The 24,988-nt window shown below is 55.5% G+C and carries 25 protein-coding genes and 2 tRNA genes; 10 read left to right on the forward strand and 17 right to left on the reverse strand.

Translation table 11 applies throughout. The features are described 5' to 3' along the window. Nucleotides 1–85: 85 nt before the first annotated feature. Nucleotides 86–172 (forward strand) — tRNA-Leu (locus tag ACZ1G5_RS08530). An 80-nt stretch (nucleotides 173–252) separates the two neighbouring features. Here ACZ1G5_RS08530 and ACZ1G5_RS08535 read toward each other — a convergent pair. From ACZ1G5_RS08535 to ACZ1G5_RS08600, 14 genes are all read right to left on the reverse strand, one after another. Next, nucleotides 253–2,475, reverse strand: a complete 2,223-nt coding sequence (locus ACZ1G5_RS08535) for an NADP-dependent isocitrate dehydrogenase (RefSeq protein WP_472732432.1) — start codon at nucleotides 2,473–2,475, stop codon at nucleotides 253–255. 148 nt (nucleotides 2,476–2,623) lie between these two features. Further along, complete coding sequence (locus tag ACZ1G5_RS08540; protein WP_472732433.1) at nucleotides 2,624–4,063, reverse strand: alpha/beta hydrolase; 1,440 nt, start codon at nucleotides 4,061–4,063, stop codon at nucleotides 2,624–2,626. A gap of 32 nt (nucleotides 4,064–4,095) precedes the next feature. After that, nucleotides 4,096–5,223, reverse strand: coding sequence for a M56 family metallopeptidase (locus tag ACZ1G5_RS08545; RefSeq protein ID WP_472732434.1), 1,128 nt, complete (start codon nucleotides 5,221–5,223; stop codon nucleotides 4,096–4,098). Further along, the gene (locus tag ACZ1G5_RS08550; RefSeq protein WP_472732435.1) at nucleotides 5,213–5,608 is read right to left on the reverse strand and encodes a BlaI/MecI/CopY family transcriptional regulator; all 396 of its coding nucleotides are present in this window, start codon (nucleotides 5,606–5,608) and stop codon (nucleotides 5,213–5,215) included. The genes ACZ1G5_RS08545 and ACZ1G5_RS08550 overlap by 11 nt, the downstream gene beginning before the upstream one ends. Before the next feature lie 81 nt (nucleotides 5,609–5,689). Further along, the gene (locus tag ACZ1G5_RS08555; RefSeq protein WP_472732436.1) at nucleotides 5,690–5,968 is read right to left on the reverse strand and encodes a DUF2160 domain-containing protein; all 279 of its coding nucleotides are present in this window, start codon (nucleotides 5,966–5,968) and stop codon (nucleotides 5,690–5,692) included. Nucleotide 5,969: 1 nt separating this feature from the next. Further along, nucleotides 5,970–6,767, reverse strand: a complete 798-nt coding sequence (locus ACZ1G5_RS08560) for a carbohydrate ABC transporter permease (protein ID WP_472732437.1) — start codon at nucleotides 6,765–6,767, stop codon at nucleotides 5,970–5,972. Next, on the reverse strand, nucleotides 6,764–7,627 hold the full coding sequence (locus tag ACZ1G5_RS08565) for a carbohydrate ABC transporter permease (protein ID WP_472732438.1): 864 nt from the start codon (nucleotides 7,625–7,627) through the stop codon (nucleotides 6,764–6,766). The genes ACZ1G5_RS08560 and ACZ1G5_RS08565 overlap by 4 nt, the downstream gene beginning before the upstream one ends. Further along, complete coding sequence (locus ACZ1G5_RS08570) at nucleotides 7,624–8,700, reverse strand: ABC transporter ATP-binding protein (RefSeq protein ID WP_472732439.1); 1,077 nt, start codon at nucleotides 8,698–8,700, stop codon at nucleotides 7,624–7,626. Before ACZ1G5_RS08570 ends, ACZ1G5_RS08565 begins: the two co-directional genes overlap by 4 nt. After that, nucleotides 8,700–9,773 (reverse strand): ABC transporter ATP-binding protein, encoded by a 1,074-nt coding sequence (locus ACZ1G5_RS08575; RefSeq protein ID WP_472732440.1) that lies wholly within the window; start codon nucleotides 9,771–9,773, stop codon nucleotides 8,700–8,702. The genes ACZ1G5_RS08570 and ACZ1G5_RS08575 overlap by 1 nt, the downstream gene beginning before the upstream one ends. Before the next feature lie 90 nt (nucleotides 9,774–9,863). Next, nucleotides 9,864–11,600, reverse strand: a complete 1,737-nt coding sequence (locus ACZ1G5_RS08580) for an ABC transporter substrate-binding protein (RefSeq protein ID WP_472732441.1) — start codon at nucleotides 11,598–11,600, stop codon at nucleotides 9,864–9,866. Between the two features lie 190 nt (nucleotides 11,601–11,790). Further along, nucleotides 11,791–11,866 (reverse strand) — tRNA-Thr (locus tag ACZ1G5_RS08585). A 44-nt stretch (nucleotides 11,867–11,910) separates the two neighbouring features. Continuing rightward, on the reverse strand, nucleotides 11,911–13,359 hold the full coding sequence (locus ACZ1G5_RS08590; RefSeq protein WP_472732442.1) for a heme biosynthesis HemY N-terminal domain-containing protein: 1,449 nt from the start codon (nucleotides 13,357–13,359) through the stop codon (nucleotides 11,911–11,913). 11 nt (nucleotides 13,360–13,370) lie between these two features. Next, complete coding sequence (locus ACZ1G5_RS08595; protein WP_472732443.1) at nucleotides 13,371–14,471, reverse strand: COG4223 family protein; 1,101 nt, start codon at nucleotides 14,469–14,471, stop codon at nucleotides 13,371–13,373. A gap of 182 nt (nucleotides 14,472–14,653) precedes the next feature. Continuing rightward, nucleotides 14,654–15,361, reverse strand: a complete 708-nt coding sequence (locus tag ACZ1G5_RS08600) for a uroporphyrinogen-III synthase (RefSeq protein WP_472732444.1) — start codon at nucleotides 15,359–15,361, stop codon at nucleotides 14,654–14,656. 70 nt (nucleotides 15,362–15,431) lie between these two features. Here ACZ1G5_RS08600 and tsaD point away from each other — a divergent pair, with 70 nt between their 5' ends. Genes tsaD through ACZ1G5_RS08625 form a run of 5 tightly spaced genes read left to right on the forward strand, consistent with a single transcriptional unit; the run spans nucleotide 15,432 to nucleotide 18,620 of the window. Further along, nucleotides 15,432–16,514 (forward strand): tRNA (adenosine(37)-N6)-threonylcarbamoyltransferase complex transferase subunit TsaD, encoded by a 1,083-nt coding sequence (gene tsaD, locus ACZ1G5_RS08605; RefSeq protein ID WP_472732445.1) that lies wholly within the window; start codon nucleotides 15,432–15,434, stop codon nucleotides 16,512–16,514. Beyond that, nucleotides 16,511–17,473, forward strand: a complete 963-nt coding sequence (locus ACZ1G5_RS08610; protein WP_472732446.1) for an NAD(P)H-dependent glycerol-3-phosphate dehydrogenase — start codon at nucleotides 16,511–16,513, stop codon at nucleotides 17,471–17,473. The genes tsaD and ACZ1G5_RS08610 overlap by 4 nt, the downstream gene beginning before the upstream one ends. Then, complete coding sequence (locus ACZ1G5_RS08615; protein ID WP_472732447.1) at nucleotides 17,474–17,746, forward strand: YciI family protein; 273 nt, start codon at nucleotides 17,474–17,476, stop codon at nucleotides 17,744–17,746. Continuing rightward, nucleotides 17,746–18,165, forward strand: a complete 420-nt coding sequence (locus ACZ1G5_RS08620; protein ID WP_472732448.1) for an EVE domain-containing protein — start codon at nucleotides 17,746–17,748, stop codon at nucleotides 18,163–18,165. The genes ACZ1G5_RS08615 and ACZ1G5_RS08620 overlap by 1 nt, the downstream gene beginning before the upstream one ends. A gap of 59 nt (nucleotides 18,166–18,224) precedes the next feature. Beyond that, entirely contained in the window at nucleotides 18,225–18,620 is a 396-nt protein-coding gene (locus ACZ1G5_RS08625) for a DUF1761 domain-containing protein (protein ID WP_472732449.1), read from the forward strand. A 236-nt stretch (nucleotides 18,621–18,856) separates the two neighbouring features. Here the strand turns inward: ACZ1G5_RS08625 and ACZ1G5_RS08630 are convergent, their stop codons facing one another. Next, nucleotides 18,857–19,198, reverse strand: a complete 342-nt coding sequence (locus ACZ1G5_RS08630; protein WP_472732450.1) for a DUF2853 family protein — start codon at nucleotides 19,196–19,198, stop codon at nucleotides 18,857–18,859. 268 nt (nucleotides 19,199–19,466) lie between these two features. Between ACZ1G5_RS08630 and ACZ1G5_RS08635 the strand changes: the two genes are divergently transcribed. After that, complete coding sequence (locus ACZ1G5_RS08635) at nucleotides 19,467–19,628, forward strand: hypothetical protein (protein ID WP_472732451.1); 162 nt, start codon at nucleotides 19,467–19,469, stop codon at nucleotides 19,626–19,628. Next, entirely contained in the window at nucleotides 19,600–19,785 is a 186-nt protein-coding gene (locus ACZ1G5_RS08640) for a hypothetical protein (RefSeq protein WP_472732452.1), read from the forward strand. Before ACZ1G5_RS08635 ends, ACZ1G5_RS08640 begins: the two co-directional genes overlap by 29 nt. A 22-nt stretch (nucleotides 19,786–19,807) precedes the next feature. Here the strand turns inward: ACZ1G5_RS08640 and ACZ1G5_RS08645 are convergent, their stop codons facing one another. Beyond that, a complete protein-coding gene (locus ACZ1G5_RS08645) occupies nucleotides 19,808–20,566 on the reverse strand; it encodes an extensin-like domain-containing protein (protein WP_472732453.1) in 759 nt (252 codons plus the stop codon). A gap of 30 nt (nucleotides 20,567–20,596) precedes the next feature. Beyond that, nucleotides 20,597–21,982, reverse strand: coding sequence for an adenosylhomocysteinase (gene ahcY / locus ACZ1G5_RS08650; protein WP_472732454.1), 1,386 nt, complete (start codon nucleotides 21,980–21,982; stop codon nucleotides 20,597–20,599). A gap of 268 nt (nucleotides 21,983–22,250) precedes the next feature. Here ahcY and ACZ1G5_RS08655 point away from each other — a divergent pair, with 268 nt between their 5' ends. Both ACZ1G5_RS08655 and ACZ1G5_RS08660 read left to right on the forward strand, forming a co-directional pair. Next, complete coding sequence (locus ACZ1G5_RS08655) at nucleotides 22,251–22,814, forward strand: YfbR-like 5'-deoxynucleotidase (protein WP_472734301.1); 564 nt, start codon at nucleotides 22,251–22,253, stop codon at nucleotides 22,812–22,814. A gap of 90 nt (nucleotides 22,815–22,904) precedes the next feature. Continuing rightward, nucleotides 22,905–24,947, forward strand: coding sequence for a putative bifunctional diguanylate cyclase/phosphodiesterase (locus ACZ1G5_RS08660; RefSeq protein ID WP_472732455.1), 2,043 nt, complete (start codon nucleotides 22,905–22,907; stop codon nucleotides 24,945–24,947). The last annotated feature ends 41 nt before the right edge of the window (nucleotides 24,948–24,988 follow it).

The raw sequence follows: 24,988 nt of genomic DNA on the forward strand, positions 1-24,988 counted from the left end.
GCGATTCAAACACTGTCATGCTCTTTTGTCTTCGAATCGCGTTGACAGCAGGTGGAACCGCGCGTAGATCGCCCGAACGTGACCTGCCCAGGTGGCGGAATTGGTAGACGCGCCAGCTTCAGGTGCTGGTGTCTGTATGGACGTGGAGGTTCGAGTCCTCTCCTGGGCACCATTTCCTTTATTCTTTCGAGACGACGCCCGAAAAGGGGCAGGCCCAGGCCTACCCCTATTTTGTTGCACCCAATTCTAAGCTTAATCAATCAGCGCGTTTAAAGTCTGCGACGGCCGCATCGCAGCTGCAGCAGCATCGGCTGACGTGTTATAGTACCCACCCAAGTCGACTGGCGTGCCGCTGCCCTGTGACAACTCTGCAAGAATTGCAGCCTCTTGCGTTGCCAAACCTTTTGCCAGGGGCGCGAATTTCGCCGCAAGTGCTGCATCAGCCGATTGGGCCAATGCCTCGGCCCAGAAGCGTGCAAACCAATAGTGGCTGTGGCGATTGTCTGGCTGTCCCACCTTGCGTTGCGGGGAATGCCCTTCTGCAAGAAGTTTTTCGGTTGCCGCATCAACAGCGTCTCCCATGACGTTGGCCGCCGCGTTGCCTTTGGACGCCCCAAGGAACCGCAGGCTTTCGCCCAAGGCACAGAACTCACCCAACGAGTCCCAGCGCAGATGGTTTTCTTCGACCAATTGTTCAACGTGTTTTGGCGCAGAACCGCCAGCACCCGTTTCAAACAGACCGCCGCCATTCATCAGCCCCACGACAGACAACATCTTGGCAGACGTCCCAACTTCGAGAATGGGGAACAGGTCGGTCAGGTAATCACGCAGGACGTTTCCTGTCACGGCGATGGTATTTTCACCTTTGTAAATTACTTCAAACGACCGCGTTGTCGCGTCACGCGGTGCCATGATTTTTACCTTGTCCGCGACGCCCGCCTTGTCCAGCGCAGGCTCCACATACTTGAGGAGCTCTGCGTCATGCGCGCGGTTCCGGTCGAGCCAGAAGATCGTCTCAAACTCTGTTGTGGCCATCCGATCCAAAGCCAATTGAATCCAGTTTTCAATCGGTGCGCGACGGGCAGAGGCCATGCGCCATATGTCGCCCGCCTCAACCTTATGGCTATGCAGCACATCACCATTCCCCGCGATCATACGCACGGTGCCGCTTTGCGCAATCTCAAATGTGGTCGGGTGTGATCCATACTCTTCGGCCTTTTGGGCCATCAAACCAACGTTTTGCACAGTCCCAGCAGTTACTGGATCAAGCGCGCCGTTGGCTTTGCAATATGCAACTGCCGCATCATAGACCGGCGCATAAGAACTGTCGGGGATGACGCAATTGGTGTCATCTTCGTTGCCATCTGGCCCCCACCCTTTACCACCTGCGCGGATGACTGCGGGCATGGAGGCATCAATGATTACGTCAGATGGGACATGCAGATTGGTGATACCACGATCAGAGTTCACCATGTAAAGCGGTGGACGCTCGCCCAATAGCGCATCAATTTCGGCTTGAATTGCAGTGCCGTTCGGCATGTCCGCAATCGCATCGAACAATGTTCCAAAGCCCGCATTTGGACTAATGCCAGCGGCAGCAAAATCAGCCGCATATTTGTCAAAGATCGGCTGCAAATAAGCGACAACGGCGTGGCCAAAGATGATCGGGTCAGAGACTTTCATCATCGTGGCTTTCATGTGCAATGAAAACAATGTGCCATCCTCAAGCGTGCGCGCGATCTGCTCGTGGAAGAACGCTTTCAGCGCCGCGGCCGACATGAATGTCGCATCAACAATGGTGCCCGCTGGCATCGCGATTCCGTCTTTCAGCTTCGTAACTGTTCCATCGTTAGCGGTCAGTTCGATCCGCAATGCGCCCTCTGCCTGCGCGTCTGACAACGTCACCGAGGTTTCGTTTGAGAAAAAGTCATTGCCACTCATCATGGATACGCGGGTTTTGCTGTCAGGTGACCATGTTCCCATGCGGTGCGGATTTGCCTTTGCATAAGCCTTAACCGAAGACGGCGCGCGTCGGTCCGAATTCCCTTCGCGCAGCACCGGGTTCACGGCGGACCCTTTGATCGCGTCATAGCGTTTGCGCGCCTCGACCTCATCTGCGGTTTCGGGGGCGTCTGGATAGTCGGGGATGTCATACCCTTGGCTTTGCAATTCTTTCACGGCCTCAACCAGTTGCGGCACGGATGCAGAGACGTTCGGCAGCTTGATGACATTGGCGCTCGCCTCTTTGACGACATGGCCCAAAAGCCCGAGGTCATCAGACACCTTTTGCGCCTCGGTCAACTTCTCAGGAAACGCGGCCAGAATACGCCCCGCCAGCGAGATATCTTTGGTGCCAATGGAAATATCCGCCTGAGACAAGAACTTGCGGAGGATGGGCAACAAAGACGCTGACGCCAATTGGGGTGCTTCATCGGTCTTTGTGTAGATGATATCGGGGAGGGTCTGATCTGACATGCGCGTGTCCTCGTGCTTGTATCGTATTGCGTCGCTAGGGACGCCCAGAAACTTAGCATAAATCGCCGGGGTCCGTTTGATTCACATCACTAGTAGAACAGTCTAAGAAAGTGAATGCGTCATGGTGTACAATTGTACACAAAGTTGATCAGACACCGACAAATAAGGGAAAGCTGACGCCCAACGCCCACGCCAGTACGAGGCCTAGCGCTATTCCGGGGGCCACAGGACCAACGCCGACCGCCACCGCACGGCCCATTGTGCCGAACACCAGATAGAACAAAACCAACACTGGTGCGATCATGATCAAGAAGAATAGTCCGCCAAAGTCGAGCGCCACAGCAATGCCCAGCGACACCAAAAAGGCCGCACGTACCACAACACGCTTCAGCACACCGCCCTGTGTCGTCAGCATCGTATCGGCGAGCATGTAAGGCACGCAACCCAATGCCAATGCGGCAACGATCCAGACACGGTCTTTGATCGGCCAAAAGTTGGCGGCATATCTGTCGAGCAGAAACCCAAACAGCGCGCACCAGACAAGAAGCAATGCCACCGCCGCCCATGCGACTGTTCCGCCCCGCGCACCCCACCACCACAACAGCCCCAGCTGCATCATGCCAAAGATGAACATGTGCAGACCAAGGTAGTCGGCCACAAGAACCGGCAGAAATTCGGGCGCCAGAGGGATCGCGACAAGCGGTGTGATAAGCGCGGGCAGCAACAACACAAAAGCCAGTTTCCCATGCGCCAGACTGAAAAGGGCGACCGGCCGGCGTGGTAACCGTGCGGCTATCGGGCGGAACAACAGAACAATTCCTGCCAGCACCCCAAGAATTGCAATCCCGGTTGGTAGGATTTTCTGGTCAGACCGGCGATCATAATATTGATCAAGCCACCTCAACGCTTCGGCCCGTCCGGCACGGCTATGCAAGATGGAAACATGCTCGGTCAGGGGCCCAACGACGGCGCGACGACGGACGCCATCAGCCACGACGGTCTGGCCTTCTGTCGCATCCATGTCGACCATTTGCACCGCCTTTTTCGCGAAGCCACGCAACCCCGGCTCCCAACTGCCCGTCACGAGCAAGAGGTCGGGTGGAACATCCGCATCGATGACCAAAGAGAATGCCGAAATCAGGACGAGCGGTCCGACATCAGATCGTTCTGCCGCGACGCGCACCAAAATATCCGTAGCCATCGAGTGCCCCAAGAGCGCGACAGGTTGGTCCGCTTGCCCCAATACGTTCAGGACAGCATGCGTTTGATCCATCAGCAATCGCGTCGTGCCATCCAGTGCGTTCACGTCGCCCGACATCGGGTCAGAGTGTCGACCATGGCCAAGGAAATCAAACGCAAAGACCTGATACCCCGCGCGGGCCAAGGGCAGGGCATAGCCCTGCATCATTTGCCGGGAACCAGCAAAGCCATGCGCGACAAAAACACGCGGGCCAGTGGCATCCGGCATCGCGTATTTGGTGATAGGCGTTGGGCCAATGTCAGCGCGCGTGATCTCGACGCCGTGCCGCGCGGTTTCCAACACCATGACCGACGCGAGGCTGATCAGAATCGCAAAGATCGTCCTCATGCCACGCAACAACTATTGATCAATGATCGCAATCAGCGTGTGATCTCGCGCGAGTTCAAGCGCTCGAGGTTCACGATCGTCGAGAGCATCAGCCGATCGTGGCTCCAGTCATTTACCGGCCTTAGTGCGATGGTGGTGCAGATGACCGATGCAAAGAGCATCAGCATCATCGCAGCCCCCCAATTGCGGCTGAACGCGGTCGGGCCGCCATCAAGGACCGATACAATTCGTTGCCTGAGAAACCCTTCGGAATGACTGGCATTCGGCCGCCGGTCGATTTGAACGAATGGCACACTGGGCGTGATGATTTGATTGCGACTGTCCCCAATAAGACTTGTCTGGCACACGCGCAAAAGACACTCGCAGTAGGCACGGATGGGGTGCGTCTTGCGGCTCAGGACCTGTTGATCACAGGCAAGTTCGCGGATGCGTTCGACGTCCCGTTTGCAATAGGCGAATGCGGGGTTCCAAAAGAAGAATGGGCGTATCAGCTCTAGCACGATTTCCCACGTCAGATCACGTTGCCGCACATGTTGGATCTCGTGGCTAACCGCAATACGCACATCATTGTTCTGCGCCAAAAGCGCAGTTGGAAGCACAATGTAGTGGCGGAACAACCCACGCGTGGAAAATGGCACGCGTGTTTCATGGGTAAACCGAATCTGGATCCTACCGATACTCCGCAAGACATAGCTGCGGTGGATCATGCCCATCAACGTCAACGTATCGCGGGCATTGCGAATTACCATCGCCACAAACCCCAAGGCCAAGCCACCCAGCACGACGTAGCCAAGCCAGCCTTTGAGCATCACGATATCATGGGTGATTTCACTGCGCATGCTGAGCAGATGCTCAAACGTTGTTGGCGCCATCGCGATGTTGCCATTCAGATATTGCGCAACGAGGAAGTCTGAAAAGCTTAGCCCGTTCGACTGGGTCGTCAGGTAGCCAGATTTCTGAATGGCATCAGTCAAGTAAATGATCACGGGCGACAGGACGACCATTGCAATCAATCCGTATAACAGATGAAGTTGGGTTAAATATGCCGTCTTCAGCGGGGACCGGGCGATAAAGCGCTTTGCCCCAAACCAGACAACCGCAGCAACGAGAAGTAAGATGTTTGCATCGATGTAGGCGCTCAACAGATGTTCAGCTGTCATTGTCAGATAACCTCCTGTCCAGTAACGCCCGTATTTCTTCTAACGCTTGTTCAGACATGCCTTGGTCACTGACAAGACGCGCAACCATCGATGCAGGTGTGCCATCAAACAGCTTGTTTGACAGGTCTTGCAAAGTCTTTGATTGGTAGGTGTCTTTGGCCAAGGTCGGCCTATAGAGGAAGGTTTTGCCCTGCTTTTCGCTGGTGACAAATTCCTTTTGCTCCATAATCCGCAGGATCGTCGCAGCAGAAGTGTACGCAAGGTTCCGGTCCGGGGCCAATCTGTCCAGCACATCGCGCACAGTGCCTTCGCCCATTGCCCAAAGCTGGGTCATGAACTCCAGTTCGACCTCGGTTAGAAACTCGCTTTTCTTTTTCTGCCGCATGTTTGCGTCCCGTCACGTTTGAAGTGCTCGCCCCAAAGCACAGTAGATACTAAGGTTTTCGTAACACCAAGCCTTTTGTCGTTACACCTTCCAAAAACAGAACACACCCCATGCGATGCTGATCCCCAGTGGCGCCCAAAGCGGCATCCCAAAAAAGAACAACCAAGCCAGAAAGATATAGGCAGTCCCCAAAAGTGATAGGAACAGTCGGTCACCACGCGTTGTGGTCAGGCCGAGCGCGCCCTTGCGCTCTGACGTGCCAGGGTTTTTGATTTCAATAATGGTAATGAGGCCCATCGTTGCGAACAGGCCGACAAAGAACAGCGCCGTCGGCCATGTCCATGCCATCCAACTTAGCATATTAAACCCTTCCCAGGGCAAAGCCCTTTGCAATGTAGTTGCGGACAAAATAGATGACGATGGCACCGGGAATGATGGTCAGCGTGCCAGCGGCAGCCAACAAGCCAAGTTCGTATCCGGCAGAGGACGCCGTTTTCGTCATGGTCGCGGCAATCGGTTTTGCCTCAACCGCGGTCAGTGTCTTTGCCAGCAGCAGCTCCACCCATGAGAACATGAAACAGAAGAATGCTGCGACGCCGACCCCTGCCTTGATTGCAGGCAGGAAGATCGTCACGAAAAACCGGGGGAACGAATAGCCGTCAACATAAGCTGTCTCGTCCAACTCCTTTGGCACGCCACTCATGAACCCTTCAAGGATCCAGACCGCCAGCGGAATATTGAATAGGCAATGCGCCAGTGCCACTGCTAGATGTGTGTCAAACAGGCCAACTGCCGAATAAAGCTGAAAGAATGGCAGTGCAAAAACGGCAGCGGGGGCCATCCTATTGGTCAGCAGCCAAAAGAACAGTGTCTTATCGCCCAAAAACCGATACCGGCTGAAGGCATAGGCCGCTGGCAACGCCACCGCCAAAGAGATCACGGTGTTCAGCGACACATAGATAATCGAGTTGATATAACCCCAATACCACGTCGGATCGGTGAAGATCGTGGCGTAGTTGTCGAGCGTGAACGTCTGCGGAAACAGGCTGAACCCGGCGAGGATTTCGTTCGTGGTCTTAAAGCTCATCGCAACAAGCCAATAGATCGGCAACATCAGAAACAAGATGTAGGTGATCGGGATCAGGCTACGCTTTTTCATTGCGCATCATCCTTCGTCATAAGTGTGTAGAACAGCCAGCTCACCAGCAGTGTGATGGCAAAATAGATCAGTGACATTGCCGCCGCTGGGCCAAGATCAAATTGTCCAAGGGCGATCTTGACCAGGTCGATGGATAGCAACGTGGTAGAGTTGCCGGGGCCACCGCCGGTAAGAACGAACGGCTCAGTGTAGATGTTGAAACTGTCCATGAACCGCAGCAGGATCGCGATCGTCAGCACCTGCTTCATCTTGGGCAATTGGATGTAACGGAACACTTTGAAAGGCGATGCCCCGTCAATCTTGGCCGCCTGATAATAGGCATCCGGGATCGACACGAGCCCTGCATAGGACAGAAGCACGACAAGCGACGTCCAGTGCCAAACATCCATCGTGATAATGGTGGCCCATGCCGCAAAGGGGCTTTGCGTCATGTCATAATCAATGCCCAATGTCGTGTTCATCAGATAGCCAAGCAAACCAATGTCAGGCAGTGCAAAGATGTTCCACATCGCGCCAACCACGTTCCACGGAATCAACATGGGCAGAGCCATCAGAACAAGGCAAACCGGTACCCACGGCCCCTTGCGCGGCATCGATAGGGCAATGATGATGCCCAACGGCACCTCAATCGCGAGAATGATGCCCGTGAACAGGAATTGTCTGCCAAGTGCGGCGTGAAAACGCTCTGACGCCAGCAGTTCTTCGAACCAGCGCAATCCTTCCCAGAAGAAGACGTTGTTCCCAAAGGTTTCCTGAACCGAATAGTTCACGACGGTCATCATGGGGATCAGCGCGTTGAATGCGACCAGGACGAGGACCGGGGCCACAAAGAACCATGCTTTTTGGTTTTCGGTTTTCATGTGCTTGCTCCTGTCGTAGCGAGCCAACCATCACGGTAGAGACGCGTCTGATCTTGTTTGAAATTCAGGTGAACAGCCGCACCCTGTGCGGGTGCTTCGCCTTCTGTCACGGCCTTTATGCTGACGTCCCCGATCATGGCCTCGACAACATTGTGGCGCCCAATATCTGAGACCTTGCGCACCGTTGCGGGCAGGCCAGTATCACCCAGCGATACAAACTCTGGCCTGATGCCAATTTGTGGCGTGCCGTCTTGGGCGCTGATAACACCCTCAAGCGCGATGTTGTGGCCATGTAGAAACGCACCGCCATCACGGACTTCGGCAGGAAGCACATTCATCCCCGGAGACCCAATAAAGTGACCAACAAACGTATGCGCGGGCCGCTCGAAAAGTTCGACGGGTGTGCCAATTTGCACGACTTCACCGTCCTGCATCACAACCACTTGGTCCGCGAAAGTCAGCGCCTCGGTTTGGTCATGCGTCACATAGATCATCGTCGCTTTGACCTTCTGATGCAGTTCTTTCAGCTTGGACCGCAGCTTCCATTTCAGATGTGGGTCGATCACTGTCAGTGGTTCGTCAAACATCACGGCATTCACGTCCTCACGCACAAGGCCGCGACCCATCGAGATTTTTTGCTTGTTGTCCGGTGACAATCCCGCCGCCTTTGTCGACAGCATCTCGGTGACTTCCAGCATCTGGGCAATTTCGTTGACTCGGTTGGCCACAATATCCTCGGCCACGCCGCGATTGCGCAGGGGAAAGGCAAGGTTATCAAACACCGTCATCGTGTCGTAGATGACCGGGAACTGAAACACCTGTGCGATATTGCGTTGGTCCGGTGGCAGTGCGGTGACGTCCTTGCCGTCAAACAGGATCTGTCCTTGAGATGGAACCAGCAGGCCTGAGATGATGTTCAGCAATGTAGATTTGCCACAACCAGACGGCCCCAAGAGCGCGTATGCGCCGCCATCAGACCAATCCAGATCAATTTCCTTGAGCGCATAGTCGTCGGGTGACATTGGCTTTGGCATATAGCTGTGCCGCAGCTTTGAAAGCGTAATTTTGGCCATCAGGCAGCTTCCCCCATCACAAGCGACCCGTCGGGTGCGAAGTAAAAACATGCAGATGGATCAAGGTAGAACGCATGATCTTCCCCAATCTCGTACGGGTGAACGCCGTGAGCCAGTGACACCCAGTCCGCACCCGGCATCTGGAAGTGCGCAGAGCTTTCAGAGCCAGAAAGTTCGGTCACCAAAACGGTACCCGTGAGGGGGACAGAATGGCGCGGACTGGCCACGGGCGTTACATGATGCGGGCGGACGGCAAGAGTGTAGCTTCCATCTTGCAGCCCAATCGCTGCACCGGTGGCGGGCCAGGTGGCATCACCCATCTGGATGGTATCGCCAGTCTTGGTCACGTCGGCGGTGTTAATCGGTGGGTCAGAGAAAACAGCCGCAGCCATCAGCGACCCCGGTGTTCGGTAAATGTGGGAGGTCGTGCCAAATTGAACAACATTGCCGTCATCCATCAGGCCAGTCACACCACCCAACAGCAACGCCTCTTCTGGTTCTGACGTGGCATAGACCACGACCGCACCGCGCCCGGCAAAAAGCTCTGGCAGCTGTTCGCGCAACTCCTCACGCAATTTGTAGTCGAGGTTGGCAAGCGGTTCGTCCAAAAACACCGCCCGGCTTTCTTTTGCAATCGCACGGGCGAGTGCTGTCCGTTGCTGCTGACCACCCGACAATTCATGCGGGCGACGGTGCAACATGGGGCGAAGCTGCAGAATGTCCGCGGCCTCCTCCACCCGACCCTGAATTTCCGACTTCGCCATCCCAGCCACTTTCAGCGGCGAGGCGATGTTGTCGTAGACGGTCATGTGCGGATAATTGACAAAGAACTGATGCACGAGGCTGATATTACGCTTTTGCGTCGTCAGCTTGGTCACGTCCTGACCATCCATCGTGATCTGCCCAGCGGCAACCGGATCAAGGCCCGCCATCAATTTGATCAGGCTGGTTTTCCCCGACCCCGTTTTACCAAGCAGGACATTGAAATGTCCGGTCTCTAACGTCAAAGTGGTGGGCTTGATGTGGGTCTGGCCCTTCACCACTTTGGTAATATTCTGAACTTGAAGTGTCATTGCGGCCCTTGCCGATAAGATGTGTCGCGAGTGGCTGAAGCCCATCATGAAAGGCTTCAGCCGAAGTCGGGCAAGCGCCCAACAGGGAGGTTACTCAGACGCCCAGCGGGCAACGAGCTCGTCATAGTTGACGGTCTGACCTTGCGGTTTTTCGTTCTCAAGCGGCGGCTTTGCACCACCATTTGCGAACCAATACTCCGCTGTCTGTTCTTCATTCAGACGTGGACCACACCCGCCATAGACATTGGCGGCTTCATCAGCGGCCTGCATCCGGGACATCGTGATATCCATTTCCTCAGCAAGACGATCCATCGCTTCTTGTGGGGTGAAGGCACCCGAGTTCACGTCACCGATTTGCTGCCACCAGATCTGGGCCAGCTTTGGATAATCAGGCACGTTCACACCAGTTGGTGACCAAGCGACCCGATCAGGTGAGCGGTAAAACTCGACCAAACCACCCAACTGTGGGGCACGCTCAGAGAAGCTTTCGTGGTTCACCGTGCTGTCACGAATGAACGTCAGGCCCACATGAGACTTTTTGACGTCCACAGTCTTGGACGTGACGAACTGTGCATAAAGCCATGCAGCCTGCGCCCGATCAGACGGCGTAGAGTTCAGGAACGTCCAGCTGCCCACATCCTGATAGCCGACCTTTTGGCCTTCTTCCCAGTATGGACCATGCGGGGATGGTGCCATCCGCCACAATGGCGTGCCTTCTTCATCAACCGTGTTGTTGCCTGCGGATCGCGGGGCAACCATGTCGGCTGTGAACGCGGTGTACCAGAAAATCTGCTGGGCCACGTTGCCCTGCGCCAATGCTGGCAATGACTGATAGAAGTCATAACTGGCCGCACCCGGAGGCGCATAGGCCCGCAACCATTCGTCCCATTTGCGGATCGCATAGACCGCGGCTGGACCGTTAGCCGCACCACCACGTGTGACAGACGCACCGACAGGGTTACAAGTCCCGGCCTCCATACGGATGCCCCATTCGTCGATTGGAACGCCGTTCGGCTCGCCCACCGAACCGGCACCAGCCATCGACAACCAAGCATCGGTCATCCGCCAGCCCAGATCAGGCGCACGTTTGCCGTAATCCATGTGACCGTAGATGCGGACACCGTCGATTTCCTGGACGTCCTCGCTGAAGAATTCTGCGATGTCCTCATAGGCCGACCAGTTGACCGGCACACCGAGGGGGTAGCCGTATTTGGCCTCAAATGCAGCTTTGTGCTCTTCATCATCAAACCAGTCCTTGCGGAACCAATAGAGGTTCGCAAACTGCTGATCTGGCAATTGATAAAGGTTGCCATCCGGGCCCGTCGTAAACTGGATACCCATAAAGTCTTCCAGATCCAGCGTCGGCGATGTTGTCGCCGCCCAATCGCCCGCCATCTGTTCGGTCAGGTTGTAGGCCTGTTGCAAGCGCGAGTGTGTGCCGATCAAATCTGAATCGTTGACGTATCCGTCATACAGGTTCCGGTTTGTCTGCATCTGGGTTTGTACGGCCTGTACAACTTCGCCTTCACCAAGGATCTGATGGTTGACCTTGATGCCCGTGATCTCTTCAAAGGCGCGAGTAAGAACTTCGCTTTCGTAAGAGTGTGTCGGAATGCCTTCTGACAGGACATTGATCTCCATGCCCGCATAAGGTTGCGCGGCTTCGATGAACCACTGCATTTCAGACATTTGTTCGTCTTTGGACAATGACGATGGCTGGAATTCTTGTTCAATCCAACGCTGTGCTGCGGCTTCATCAGCCAAAGCGCTATTGGACCCCGCAATCACGGCTGAAACCGCAACTGCGGAGAGCAGATACTTACGCATCTTTTCTCCTCCCTTGAGATGTTATGAGCCGGTTTTCGCCGACGTCCTACTGTCGTCGGGTAAGGTGTGATTTGTCAAACTAAATTTTTAGTAGTTGAGTATATTTCTATCAAGCCACTGATTTTGCTAAAAATATTTTGGGGATTTATGTGAAGATCTATACAAGAATAGGTCTGGTATTCTTTGGATATGGTGCCGCTGATAGGACTTGAACCTACGACCCCATCATTACGAATGACGTGCTCTACCATCTGAGCTACAGCGGCCAACCGGGCGTTTTACTAGCATCATGCCTGATCGTCGAAAAGTCCTATTTCACCTCTTCGCCTTCGACGACTTCGGCCTCTTCAACCACCTCTGTCAACGGCAAGGCGGGTTCAGCTGTCTGCCCAACAATCAATGGCAGCATTTCTGTTCCGGCCGGCATCGCGACCTCGCTTGCTGGTGGTGTTTTCCATGTCAACGTGTCGAAGGATCCGCAGTTCGTGCATGTCGCACCCCACGTCGCGTGGATATGCTGGCAGTTGCCACAGATCCACTGCGGGCCGCGTGGCGCCGTCAGTGCTTTGGTCAACCACCCGCGCACAACGGAATCGTCCGCGCCCTCGCCCCGCTCAATTGCTGCCATCAAGGTCAGATTCCGCGCTGTTGGATCTTGTTCCACCAGATCACCCAGCGCGCGCTTTGCTGCAGGAAAATCCTCGGCGCTGATATGCAATTCCGCCATCAGCATTTTGGTCTCTGGATGACCGGCGGTTGCTTTGGTCAGCGCCTTGAAGCGTTTGAGCCGCGCGTCCGATGTCTCATCCGGTGCGATCTCTGCAAAGGCGGCGGCAATGTCTGGGTGCGGCTGCGCATTCCATGCTTTGGTCAAAACACGTGTGGCATAGCGCGCATTGCCTTCACCAATATAACCACGGGCTGCCATAATCGCGGCCGGGATCAAGTCGGGTGACAAACGGTTCGCTTCAATCGCTGCTTCGCGGGCTTCGATTGTTTTGCCATCGCTGAGGATATCGCGTGCTTCTGACAACGCCAGCACCGCATCGCGGCGCGTATGCACATCCCGTGGCAAGCTGCCATATTTCAGCTTGGCACCCAGTGTTTTGCGTGCGCCTGACCAGTCAGATTTTTCTGCCTGCAAGCGCAACAAGACATCCTGCGTCTCTTCGTGTTTCGGCTTTATCGCAAACGCTTTTTGCGCCAATGCAAATGCCGTCTCGGTATCCCCATCCGACAGCTTTTGCTTCATAATCCCACGCACACCAACAAAGCGGGTTTTGTCGTCGGCCAGCAATTTTTTGTAGGTTTCTTCGGCCTTCTGACGGTCGCCGGTCATCTCTGCGGCCTGCGCCGTCAGAAGATTAGTCAGCTGCGGTTGTTGCAGGTACTTGTCCGCCCGCGCAGCCTTCGTCAGCGCCAAATGACCCTCGCCAGACGCCAGCGCCATCATTCCCTCGCTCAAGGCTTCGTAACCTTTGCGTTCGCGGTTCCGATCAAAATAGCGCGAAATCGCAGTTTCGTCACCATTGAGAAATTTGAAAGTGGCCACACAAAACGTCAACAGCTTGAGCCCTAGCCAAACCGCAACCACTAACGCAACAAAACCAAAGACCATCTGCAACGGGCTGAGGGAAAATTCCTGACCTGCGACATCAACTGTCGCGCCGCCATCCACCTCCATCAGCTGGGTGCCACCATAGGTCAGTGCGGTGACTGCGAGGACGAACGCCATAATTTTAATGAGGGACCAAAGCATAAGGTTCGCCTTTAATTATCGGAAAGGGATGTAGACAGAATATCAACAGCGGCAATTGCGTCAGCGCGCGTTTCGGCCAGACCAAGCCATTCGGACATCTCTGCACGGGACACTTCGGGCAGTGCGCTGATCTCTGCCAAAGCATCGGACAGTCGCCCCGTACGCACGGCCGCTTCGGCGCGCGACAGCACTGCATCCGCGCTATCGCCTTCTTGTGGCGTGGTTGAACGCACATCGAATTGGCTGCGCATGAAAGCACCAAGGCCTGTGGTCTCTTCGCCGGATACACCTTCGGTACGGGCCGTTGCCAAAGCCACACGCGCAACATCGGGGAACGTATCCTGCAGACTGGCCAGCGTGGGAACGCCATCTTGGACTGCAATCAATGCATCTGGTGCGCTTTCGCCTAAAGCGTCTTCCAGATCGCCAAGTGCTGCGCCGATGGGTGCCCCGCTTTCAAGCGCCGTTTGTATCCGTGCCAAGGCTGCACGCGCCGCAGCATTGCGCGCTGCCGCTGCAGCGTTTTCCTCGATCGACGCAGCTTGCGCGCGCGCTTCGGCCAATTCGGTCTGTGCCGCACCGGCCATTTCAGCAATTTGCGCGCGCAGCACATCCAATTCGTCAGAGACGCCTTCGCCCGCTTCTGACGAAACGACAGAGGTGGCCGGGCGCTCTTCCAAGGCAGCGACTCTTGCCGAAACGTCCGACATCTGCCCCGTCAGAGACGCCAAGGTCGCTTCAACCCCGCTCAAATCCACCGTAGGTAAATCAGTCAATTGTTGTTCAAGCGCTGAAATCTGCGTCGATTGCGCAGCCAATTGGTCAGACAGGGCCGTATCAGCCGGTGGGGTGGTGAAGGTTGCCACAGCAAAACCGATCACGCCGGCAACCAGTCCACCCAATATCAGCGGAAACAAACCGCCGTTTTGCGTGGGCGCAGGTATAGGGGCAGGCTTCGGCGCATCAGGTGTCTTGGGTGTGTCTGACACCGGGACAGGTTCAGGTTTTTCCGCTGGAGACGGTGCCTCGGGTTTCGTCGGTTTTGGTTCTTTGAGGTCTGCTTTCGCGTGCACTTCCGCTGGAATTGCGTCAATCACCGGTTCCTTCGGCATGACCGATTCGGGCTGAGCGACCTCTTTTTTTGTCGTATTTTTTGGTTTTGCTGGTGTCTTGCGACCCTTGGCAGGCTGTTTCGCCACGTTTTTTACCCTTTCAGCACCCGCACCCGCCAATCTGGCAGGTGATAGCATAGACTATCGCGCATCTGCCTGACCCTCAAGCAATGCGCCGACACTTAACTGCGACCAATTTGCGCGCGCATCACACTCAAAGTTGCGTCGCGCATTGCGTCACCGTCAGGTCGCTCTGTACGTCGGATCGTACCGACCAACCCAACCGCCAGCGCATCTTGAACCGCCTCGCTCAGCACAATGGCGTGTACAGGTGCCACAAACGGTCCTTGTTTGCTGAGTATCGCCGCTGTTCGTGGCGAAAACAGGGGGAAAATGAGCGGTTCAGACGCAGAAAGGGCCGTGGTTGCCGCAGCCGAAAGTGGTTGTTCCCGCTGGTCATAGGCAATGACGTCCCGACATTGCACACCGGCCTGACCCAATCGGGCGCACACATCCCCACGCGCATGTGTGCCACGAATATGCGCAATCATCCCGCGGGGTTTGGCGGCAATGATATCGGCAACCAAACCATTTGCATCGCCCGGACCAGTGACCGAGGCAAAGCCAGCAGCACGGGCTTTCACTGCCGTCTTTTCCCCAACGCACCATGCGGTCAGCCCCTTCGGCATACCCAATGCGGCGGCAGCAGCGACACCGTTTGCGGACGTGAAGATGACAGCGTCAGGACTGGTCCATTCTGCATCGACAGGAACAATCTTTATCAGTGGCGAATGAATGATCCTTATCGGCCTGTCCCAAACCGCCGCGATGTCAGCGGCAAAGCGTTCGCTTTGTGCGGCAGGACGGGTCAGGATCAGTGTGGGCGTCATCGGGGGCACCATTGTTTGCGCGCAAATGCAATGTTACCTGCCAAAGACCAACACGCAACCGGAAGCGCCAATGACGTCCTCTTTGACCATTCTTGGGATCGAAAGCAGCTGTGACGACACAGCCGCCGCTGTCGTGCGCGGCACCGATGTGCTGGCATCTGTCGTTTATGGACAGACGTCCTTGCATGCAGACTTTGGCGGTGTCGTTCCCGAAATCGCAGCGCGGGCGCATGCAGAAAAGCTGGATCATTGCGTGGAAGAGGCGCTGGGAAAAGCGGGTCTAACACTGCGCGATATGGATGGTATTGCTGTTACGGCGGGGCCCGGCCTGATCGGTGGTGTGCTGTCCGGCGTGATGTGCGCCAAGGGTCTGTCTGCGGCAACCGGTCTGCCACTGATTGGTGTGAACCACTTGGCCGGTCACGCGCTGACGCCGCGGCTGACCGATCAGGTGGCATATCCCTATCTGATGCTACTGGTGTCTGGCGGGCATTGTCAGTTCTTGATTGTCCAAGGGCACGACCAATTCAAACGCATTGGCGGTACGATTGACGACGCGCCGGGCGAAGCGTTCGACAAAACAGCGCGTTTGCTTGGCCTGCCGCAACCGGGTGGACCCTCCGTCGAAGAATCCGCCAAATCGGGCGATCCCAAACGCTTTGCCCTGCCGCGTCCGCTGCTGAGCCAGCCGGGGTGCGATATGTCGTTCTCGGGTCTCAAAACCGCGATCCTGCGGGCACGTGACGCTGTGGTCGTAGAGGCCGGTGGGTTGACGGTGCAGGACCAAGCGGATTTGAGCGCAAGCTTTCAGGCGGCCATCTCTGATGTCCTGGTCGAAAAAACGCGACGCGCGCTGGATGAATACCTTGGCTTTAGCCCCGCAAAACCCACCTTTGCGATCGCGGGCGGGGTTGCTGCGAATGGGACGATCCGATCTGGATTGATGCAGATTTGCGCTAAATTGGACACTGATTTTGTAGCTCCTCCTTTACACCTTTGCACCGACAATGCCGCAATGATTGCTTATGCAGGTCTCGAACGCATGGCAGCCGGTGAACGTGATGATCTGACGCTTTCTGCCCGTCCGCGTTGGCCTTTGGACCAGCGGGCCGCGCCCATGCTAGGGTCAGGCAAAAAAGGAGCAAAAGCATGAAGATCGGTATTGCAGGAGGCGGGGCGTTTGGCACGGCGCTGGGCGTCGCACTGGCGCTGGATGGCAACCAAGTACAGCTTTGGGCGCGCAATCCTGATGCGATTGCGCAGATGCAAGATCGGCGTAGCAATCCAAAGTTGCCGGGAGTGGAATTGCCCGAAAACATATCGTTTTCTGCTGTGTTAGAGCCGCTTTTTGCTTGCGATACGATCCTGCTCGCCATTCCTGCGCAGACCCTACCCGCCTTCCTGACAGAACACGCGGATAAACTGGATGGCAAGTATCTGGTCGCCTGCTGCAAAGGCATTGACTTAAAGCGGATGACCGGCCCAGCCAGCACGCTCCGCGATTTGGTGCCGGATGCAGTGGCCGCGATGCTGACAGGGCCGAGCTTTGCCGCTGATATTGCAAGGGGGCTGCCCACTGCCCTAACGCTGGCCTGCGCTGATGATGAACTGGGCGCGATCCTGCAAACAGCCCTTTCAACGACCAGCCTGCGTATTTACCGCACAACAGACACTGTTGGGGCGGAATTGGGTGGCGCGCTCAAGAACGTCATGGCCATCGCATCGGGTATCGCGATCGGGGCCAAGCTGGGCGAAAGCGCGCGTGCCGCCCTGATCACGCGCGGCTTTCCCGAAATGCAGCGATTGGCGCTGGCCGTGGGCGCACAGCCCGACACGCTTGCGGGGTTGTCGGGGTTCGGTGATCTGGTGTTGACCTGCACCTCTGATCAATCGCGGAACTACCGCTATGGACTGGCGCTTGGAACGGGCGCGGATTTTGATCAGAACACCACTGTCGAAGGGGCAGCCACAGCGCGCGCCGTGCGTCAGTTGGCGCAAGAACTGGACATTGATATGCCGATTTGTAGGGTTGTTGCAGATCTGACAGAAAGCAAAACCGATGTCGCGACCGCGTTGAACACATTGCTGTCGCGCCCACTCAAGGAAGAATAAATGCGCTTTGCCCTGATGACAAAAGACAAACCCGGCGCGCTGCAAACACGCATGGACAATCGCGAGGCGCATTTGGCCTATATCGCGGAAACCGGCGTGGTCGAAATGGCGGGCCCGGTTCTGGACGATGACGATCAGATGTGCGGATCGCTGATTGTGCTGGAGGTTGCGGATCTGGCTGCGGCACAGGCCTGGGCCGACAATGACCCCTACGCCAAGGCGGGGTTGTTCAGCGATGTCACACTGCGGGCATGGAAAAAGGTGATCGGCTGATGGCCTACTGGCTGTTCAAATCAGAACCGGATGTCTGGGGCTGGGACGCGCAGGTCGCCAAGGGTGACGCGGGCGAAGAGTGGGACGGCGTGCGGAACTATCAGGCGCGCAACAACATGCGGGCAATGAAGTTGGGCGAAAAGGGGTTCTTCTATCATTCACGCACCGGGTTAGAGATTGTGGGCATTGTTGAGGTTTGCGCCGAGGCGCATCCTGACAGCACGACAGATGACGCCCGTTGGGAATGTGTGGATATCAAGGCGGTTCGACCTTTCAAGGCGCCTGTAACACTCGAAGCAATCAAAGCGGAGCCGCGACTTGCCGACATGGTGCTGGTCAATAACTCGCGGTTGTCTGTCCAGCCGGTAAGTGATCAGGAATGGCAGATCATCTGTGAGATGGGCGAAACAAACCCCTAGCCTGCGACAATCTGTCAGGCGATACTGATCCCGCAAACCAATGACTTTGGGAGGGTTCAATGGGTCTTGTTTCAGTAATCGTCGCGGCCATTGCCGCATTCGCCTTTGGCGCAGCCTACTACATGGCGCTCGCCAAACCTTGGATGGCAGCGGCGGATATCGCAGTTGGGGAAGATGGCAAACCGGTTGATGCCGAAAGTCCGGTCCCTTACGTCATCTCGTTCATCTGCATTCTTCTGGTTGCCGGCATGATGCGGCACACCTTTGCCTTGTCAGGAATTGAGACCGTCGGGAAAGGCTTTCAGTCGGGTCTTGGCATCGGACTATTCTTCATCACGCCTTGGATCTTTATCAATACCGGATATTCCAACCGGCCGTGGAAGCTCGCCATCATTGACGGTGGCTACGCAACCGCGGCTGCAACCATCATGGGTATTGTCCTGACCGTGCTGTGAACAAAAAAGGGGCTCGGACGATGTCCGAACCCCTTTTCACCCCGCGTGCTCCTTTACCACCGCACGCAACTGAATTCTGGTTCGAACCATTCTGGCCCGCATCTTTGCTTAACGGATTATGGCACGCTCAGGCAATCATTAAGCGCTTCGAAAGCAATTCAAATTAACCCTAACTGCGGCAATAGAACGCAAAACGCCCGCCAAATGGCGGGCGCTTCGAAAGCTGTCTGAGCAACTTAGCCGTAGACGGATTCTTTGCTAAAGTGCTTTGTCAGCATGTAGTACACCACAGCGCGGAATTTATTGCGCTCTGACTGGCCGTAGGTGTCAAGAACGGACGCGATAGCGGAATCAAGTTCCGGGCCATCTTTCAAGCCAAGCTTCTTCATGAGGAAATTATTCTTCACGGTTTCCAGTTCGGCAGGTTGGCTGCCGGCCACGGTCGAGGCGTCTGCGTTGTAGATTGCGGGACCGCACCCGATGGTTACCTTTGTCAAAAGGTCCATATCTGGCGTCATACCACATTTATTTTTGAGGTCGTCCGCGTACTTTGCAATCAAATCGTCTCTTTTACCCATGAGAATGTCCCCGATGTTCCAGTTTTTGTTTCACGCGCGGCGCGATTGGCCGCGGTAGCAGCACGTTAATGTGACTGGCTACGGCAGGTAAAGAAAAAACCCTAAAGACGGCAATCTTTCGCTATCCGCAGTCGGCGGATCACCACGAAATCGCAAGCAACGACCACGCTATGCACGCCGTGGTCACGCAATCGTTCACGACCTCGCCGATCTGTTTGAAAGACGCTCCCGCAATCACTTGTATCGTAACAAAAACAGGCCAACGGGAATGCAACTGAACTCTTTGATCATCGCAGCACTGGTTGGAACAGCGCCTGCCGCGACTGTCGCCCAAGACTGGTCTGACCCCTACGCCGGATTTCAGGTTGGTGGCTCCGATATCGACGTTGATGGCCCGTCCTTTGGCATCTTTGCCGGAGCTTGGCGATGACGATGGCTACCTCTATGGGATCGGGTACGATGTCCCGGTCATAACAAACATGCGTTTTGGCGCCGAAGTTCTACAGCATAAATTTGAGGATTATGTAGGCAGTGGCCGCGATGTGAATGTGACGATCTTCAAAGCACGGGTCGCGTTCAGCTTTTGATCACAGGGGGCTAGCGCCACCGCTATCGACATAGCCCCCAACCACGCGATTGCAGATGAAAGTGATCAGCGTGCAGGCGGTTATAATCAGGCGACAAAGTCAGACTGAACCACTTGCAGGCGCCATCACGCACAGCCCGCAAAAAATCGGCCTTAGGACCCACCGGCTCCCAGTCTGACAACAGCCGGATCCGCGTACCATCCGCCAAACCAAAGCCGGAAATATCGACCGCATCGGCCGTGGCATGTGTGCTCATCCGTGTTGAAAGGCCGGAAGTGGTTCGCATTGCCCGACAGCTGTAACTGCCAAAATGCGAAATGCTACTGACCGAAGTGCCCAGAAATTCCTGCGCCGCCGGTTGCAGACTATGGCGTTCCCACATCGCCATACGCAACGCGATTGCACAGCGCGTCTCAATAGGTGCCAAACGGGCATCGCCTACCGCACGCAGATCGACCCGATCGCGGATAAAGCACTGTTCGCTCTCTTCCAGCGGCGTCAGCGGCTGCAAAGCGGCTGAACCTTGCAAAGCAGCCAGACATTGGTTGGCGGATGCCACGGCCCTATTCAATTTCCAGCCCGTCAACGGCGTCACCGGGTCGCTGATCAGCAGCGGCTGTATTGGGTTCCATTCACGCGGCAACGGTGTGTCGGGGTGCACAACGGCCTGATACCCGCCAAAGGCCAGCATGCTGGCAAATAGAAACGCAGCCAGACCGCTGATCAGGGCCCAACTGCGTGTTTTCTGCTTGGTCTGCGTCTTTGCGGCCTGCTGCGCCATTTGTTGTCGCTTGGCATGCCGCATTGGCGTTTAGTACCGGTAGTGCTCTGGCTTGAACGGGCCTTCGACGGTGACGCCGATATAGTCCGCCTGCTCTTTCTTCAGTTCGGTCAGTTTCACACCGATCCGTGCAAGATGCAGACGCGCAACTTTTTCGTCCAGATGCTTTGGCAGGATGTGAACACCAATGTCATAGGCGTCGCCATTGTTCCACAATTCCATCTGCGCCAGCACTTGGTTGGTAAAGGACGCTGACATCACAAATGACGGGTGCCCGGTGGCATTGCCAAGGTTCAGCAAGCGCCCTTCGGACAGCAGGATCAAGCGGTTGCCAGACGGCATTTCGATCATGTCGACCTGTTCTTTGATATTGGTCCACTTGTGGTTCTTGAGCGCTGCAACCTGAATTTCGTTGTCGAAGTGGCCAATGTTGCCCACGATCGCCATATCCTTCATCTCGCGCATATGCTCGATGCGGATAACGTCCTTGTTGCCTGTTGTGGTGATAAACACATCTGCGCTGTCCAGCACATCCTCAAGCACGACAACTTCGAAACCATCCATGGCGGCCTGCAAGGCGCAGATCGGGTCAACTTCGGTGACTTTCACACGTGCGCCGGCACCAGCCAAGGACGCGGCAGAGCCTTTGCCCACATCGCCATACCCACAAACAACAGCAACTTTACCAGCCATCATCGTATCTGTCGCTCGGCGGATACCGTCGACCAGCGATTCCTTACAGCCGTATTTGTTGTCGAACTTCGATTTGGTCACACTATCGTTCACGTTGATCGCGGGGAACGGCAATTGGCCGTTCTTGTGCAGATCATAAAGGCGGTGCACGCCGGTTGTCGTTTCCTCGGATACACCTTTGATCGCATCGCGTGTCTTGGTAAACCAACCGGGGCTGGCGGCCATACGCTTGGCGATTTGCTTTTTGATGACTTCTTCTTCCTCGGACTGCGGGACGGGGATGATATCTTCGCCTGCCTCGGCACGGGCACCCAATAGAACGTAGAGGGTCGCATCGCCACCGTCATCGAGGATCATGTTGGGGCCTTCGGGGAACATGAAGGATTTATCCAAGTAGTCCCAATGTTCTTCCAATGATTGACCCTTAATTGCGAATACAGGCGTACCGCCTTCGGCAATTGCCGCAGCCGCATGATCTTGGGTCGAAAAGATGTTGCATGATGCCCAGCGCACATCGGCACCAAGGGCCGTCAGTGTTTCGATCAGAACAGCGGTTTGAATCGTCATGTGCAATGAGCCGACAATCCGCGCACCCTTCAACGGCTTGGCTTCGCCATACTCTTCACGCAGGGACATCAGGCCCGGCATCTCTGTTTCGGCGATGTCCAGTTCTTTGCGGCCGAACTGGGCAAGGGCGATGTCCTTGACGATGTAATCTTTCATTGCTGCCTCCTGGCGCGCTATTGATCCGTTTGCGTGGCTGATAGCAGGGCTTTCCCCCTGCGACAATGGCAGCAATGTCGCGTCTGCCATGCCGAATATTCACTTCCTGATAGGACCGATACAACCGAACACTTAATCATCGGTGCATGATTTTGAACGCAACCACAGCTCGTGTTGGTTTACGACTTAGCCGCGGCAATCTATGTCACGAACAACGGTTTTTCTTGGAGAGCGCATGGCCAAAGCACAACCCAGAGCCTGGCAACGGATGCTATCGGGACGCAGGCTCGATCTGCTGGATCCCACACCGGTCGATATTGAGATCAAGGACATTGCGCATGGCCTTGCGTTTGTCGCGCGCTGGAACGGGCAAACCAAAGGCGACTTTGCATATTCTGTTGCCGAACACTCGTTGCTTGTGGCAGAAATTTTCATGCTTCAGAACCCCAAAGCGCCTGTGAAATGGCAACTCGCAGCACTTTTGCATGATGCACCAGAGTACGTGATCGGCGACATGATCAGCCCCGTCAAAGCGGCGGTTGGTCCGGGCTATGGTGCGCTCGACGATCGGCTGACGGCGGCGATCCATCTGCGTTTTGGTTTACCAGCGCAGGTTCCCGCAACCGTCAAACGTCAAATCAAAAAGGCCGATAAACTTTCTGCATGGTTAGAGGCGACCCAGATCGCCGGGTTCACCAAAGACGAAGCCGACAAGTATTTTGGCAAGCAAGATCCGAACCTGACAGATAGCTTGCAAATCAAACTACGGCCGCCGGTCGTTGTGCGGGACGGTTTTATGGCACTCTATCACGATCTCGCAGCGGGACTCTGACAAGGTCCGTCCAGTTTTAATCGACTTTTCGCAACGCTCCCTTAATCAATCGATGGAAATAATCCCGCAATACTCTTGCAGGATTCGCAAATGTCCACGCTCAGAAGACTGGCCGAAAACGCTTTAGAACGCATGTCATCGCGCAAACCTGAACGTTTGTGGACTCACTATTGTTTTGCTCTGGTCGTGGTTCTTGGGTTGATTATCACAACTCATATTCTGAACCGCACCGTCATCGACCGCGGCTTGGTGGCCGCAGAGAGCATCAGACAAAGCAATACTCAACTTCAGATTGCCCAGGAAATCGTCCGTAAAACGGAACATTTGGCCGATGAAACGCTCCCCGACTTCACATCGTTCAACAAAGCGATCCTACAGTTCGAGGCTGTGCATGAAACCTTGCTCACGTCTCAGGTGCAGTCTGACGACCTTAGCAAACATCTTTTGGGCGGAGACCGGCCAGTGGTACAGGGTGTGCGAGAATTCGTCACTTTGGCAAAACAGTTTGCTACCGGTCCGCCGGAGCTGAGACACGCGTTAAGCACCAGGATCAATACATTTTTTGATGCGGGCGGCCTGCGTGATGATTTGTTGAGAACCGCAGAGCTGTTTGCCGAGCAAGTTGAAGCGGAGGCGGGGTATTTCACGCGGCTTCAGCATGCAATGTTGGTCGCTTCGGCGCTTGTACTTGTTGCAGAAGCCGTGTTCATTTTCTTACCGGCGCAAAGTTCGGTCTATTTCACCATGCGCGAAATGCGGCGCAAAGCTAGCGAGCTTCGAGCCTCGCAAACCAAGCTGACCCATCTCAACAACCGGCTCGAGCATATGGTCAGGCATGATCAGCTGACCGGCCTTCCGAACCGCGCCTTTCTTACGGAATACCTTGCCGATAGTGCCATTGATGGCCTTACAAATGACTGGAGCCTATTTCTTATTGGTCTCGATGATTTTAAGTCGGTGAACGATCATATGGGCCATGAAACCGGCGATGACCTTTTGATCGAAGTTAGCCGGTCTTTGCTAAACTGTGTCGATCACGACAATGTCGTAGCGCGTGTGGGCGGTGATGAATTTGTGCTCATCTCTGGCGAACCATCAAAGCAGTTACTTCAGCGCATCAAGGCATCCTTCGAAGATCCTTTTGAGATTCACGGGCGTCGCGTTGGTATCAACATCAGCATTGGCCACCTGCTTGTTGGTGACGGTAGCAGGCAGCCTATGGATATTCTTGCTGATGCCGAAATCGCTTTGCAGTTTGCCAAAAACGCTGGGGGCAATAAGGTGCAAGCTTTCACTCAGGATCTGCGTGACGATTTGAGCTTAATGCAAAAGCTGCAACTTGATCTGCGCGACGCCATTGACAATGGCGAAATCGAACCTTGGTTTCAGCCCCAGGTTCGGCTTGCAGACGGTAGCCTGCATGGCGCAGAGGTATTGGCACGTTGGCGGCATCCGACACGCGGTTTGCTAACCCCAGATGTCTTTCTGCCTGCCGCCGAAAGAGCGGGGCTTATGGTGGATCTGGACCATGCCATTTGGCAATCCGCGATGGAACAGGCATCACAATGGCAACTGTTGGATCTGTGGCGGCCGTCGATTTCTTTGAACGCCGCCCCTGATACGATCGCCGATCCGCATTTGGTCGAACGTTTCTTGCTGGCTCTTCAGCGGTCGGGTCTGACACCTGACCAAGTCGTTGTTGAAGTGCTGGAAACCACTTTGATCAATGGCAAAGACGACATCGCGGCCATCAACATAGATAGCCTCGCGGATTGCGGTATCGCGCTTGAGCTGGACGATTTCGGAACCGGTTACGCGTCACTGTCGAAGCTGACCCAACTGCCGCTTGCTGGCATAAAACTTGATCGATCCCTGATCTCGCCGCTTCCTGATCAGGCCGCTGACAGCGTCGTGCGGGCTATTCTGGCGCTTGCAACAGAGCTGGGCCTGCATGTTGTCGCAGAGGGTGTCGAAGAAAGCGCGCAAGCCATGCACCTGAGCGATCGGGGCTGCGGCGTCGGACAAGGCTATGGTTTTGGAAAACCAATGCCTGCAAAAGACTTTACATCATGGCTGGCCATCCATGGCAAAACAAGTTTGCAAGCCGGACCAGATATGGCTCGTTTCGCCTGAGCCACTTGAGGATCGCCGTGACAAACCGTATCTGCTGTGGG

It is taken from the genome of Yoonia sp. JB2-21 (assembly GCF_055693545.1).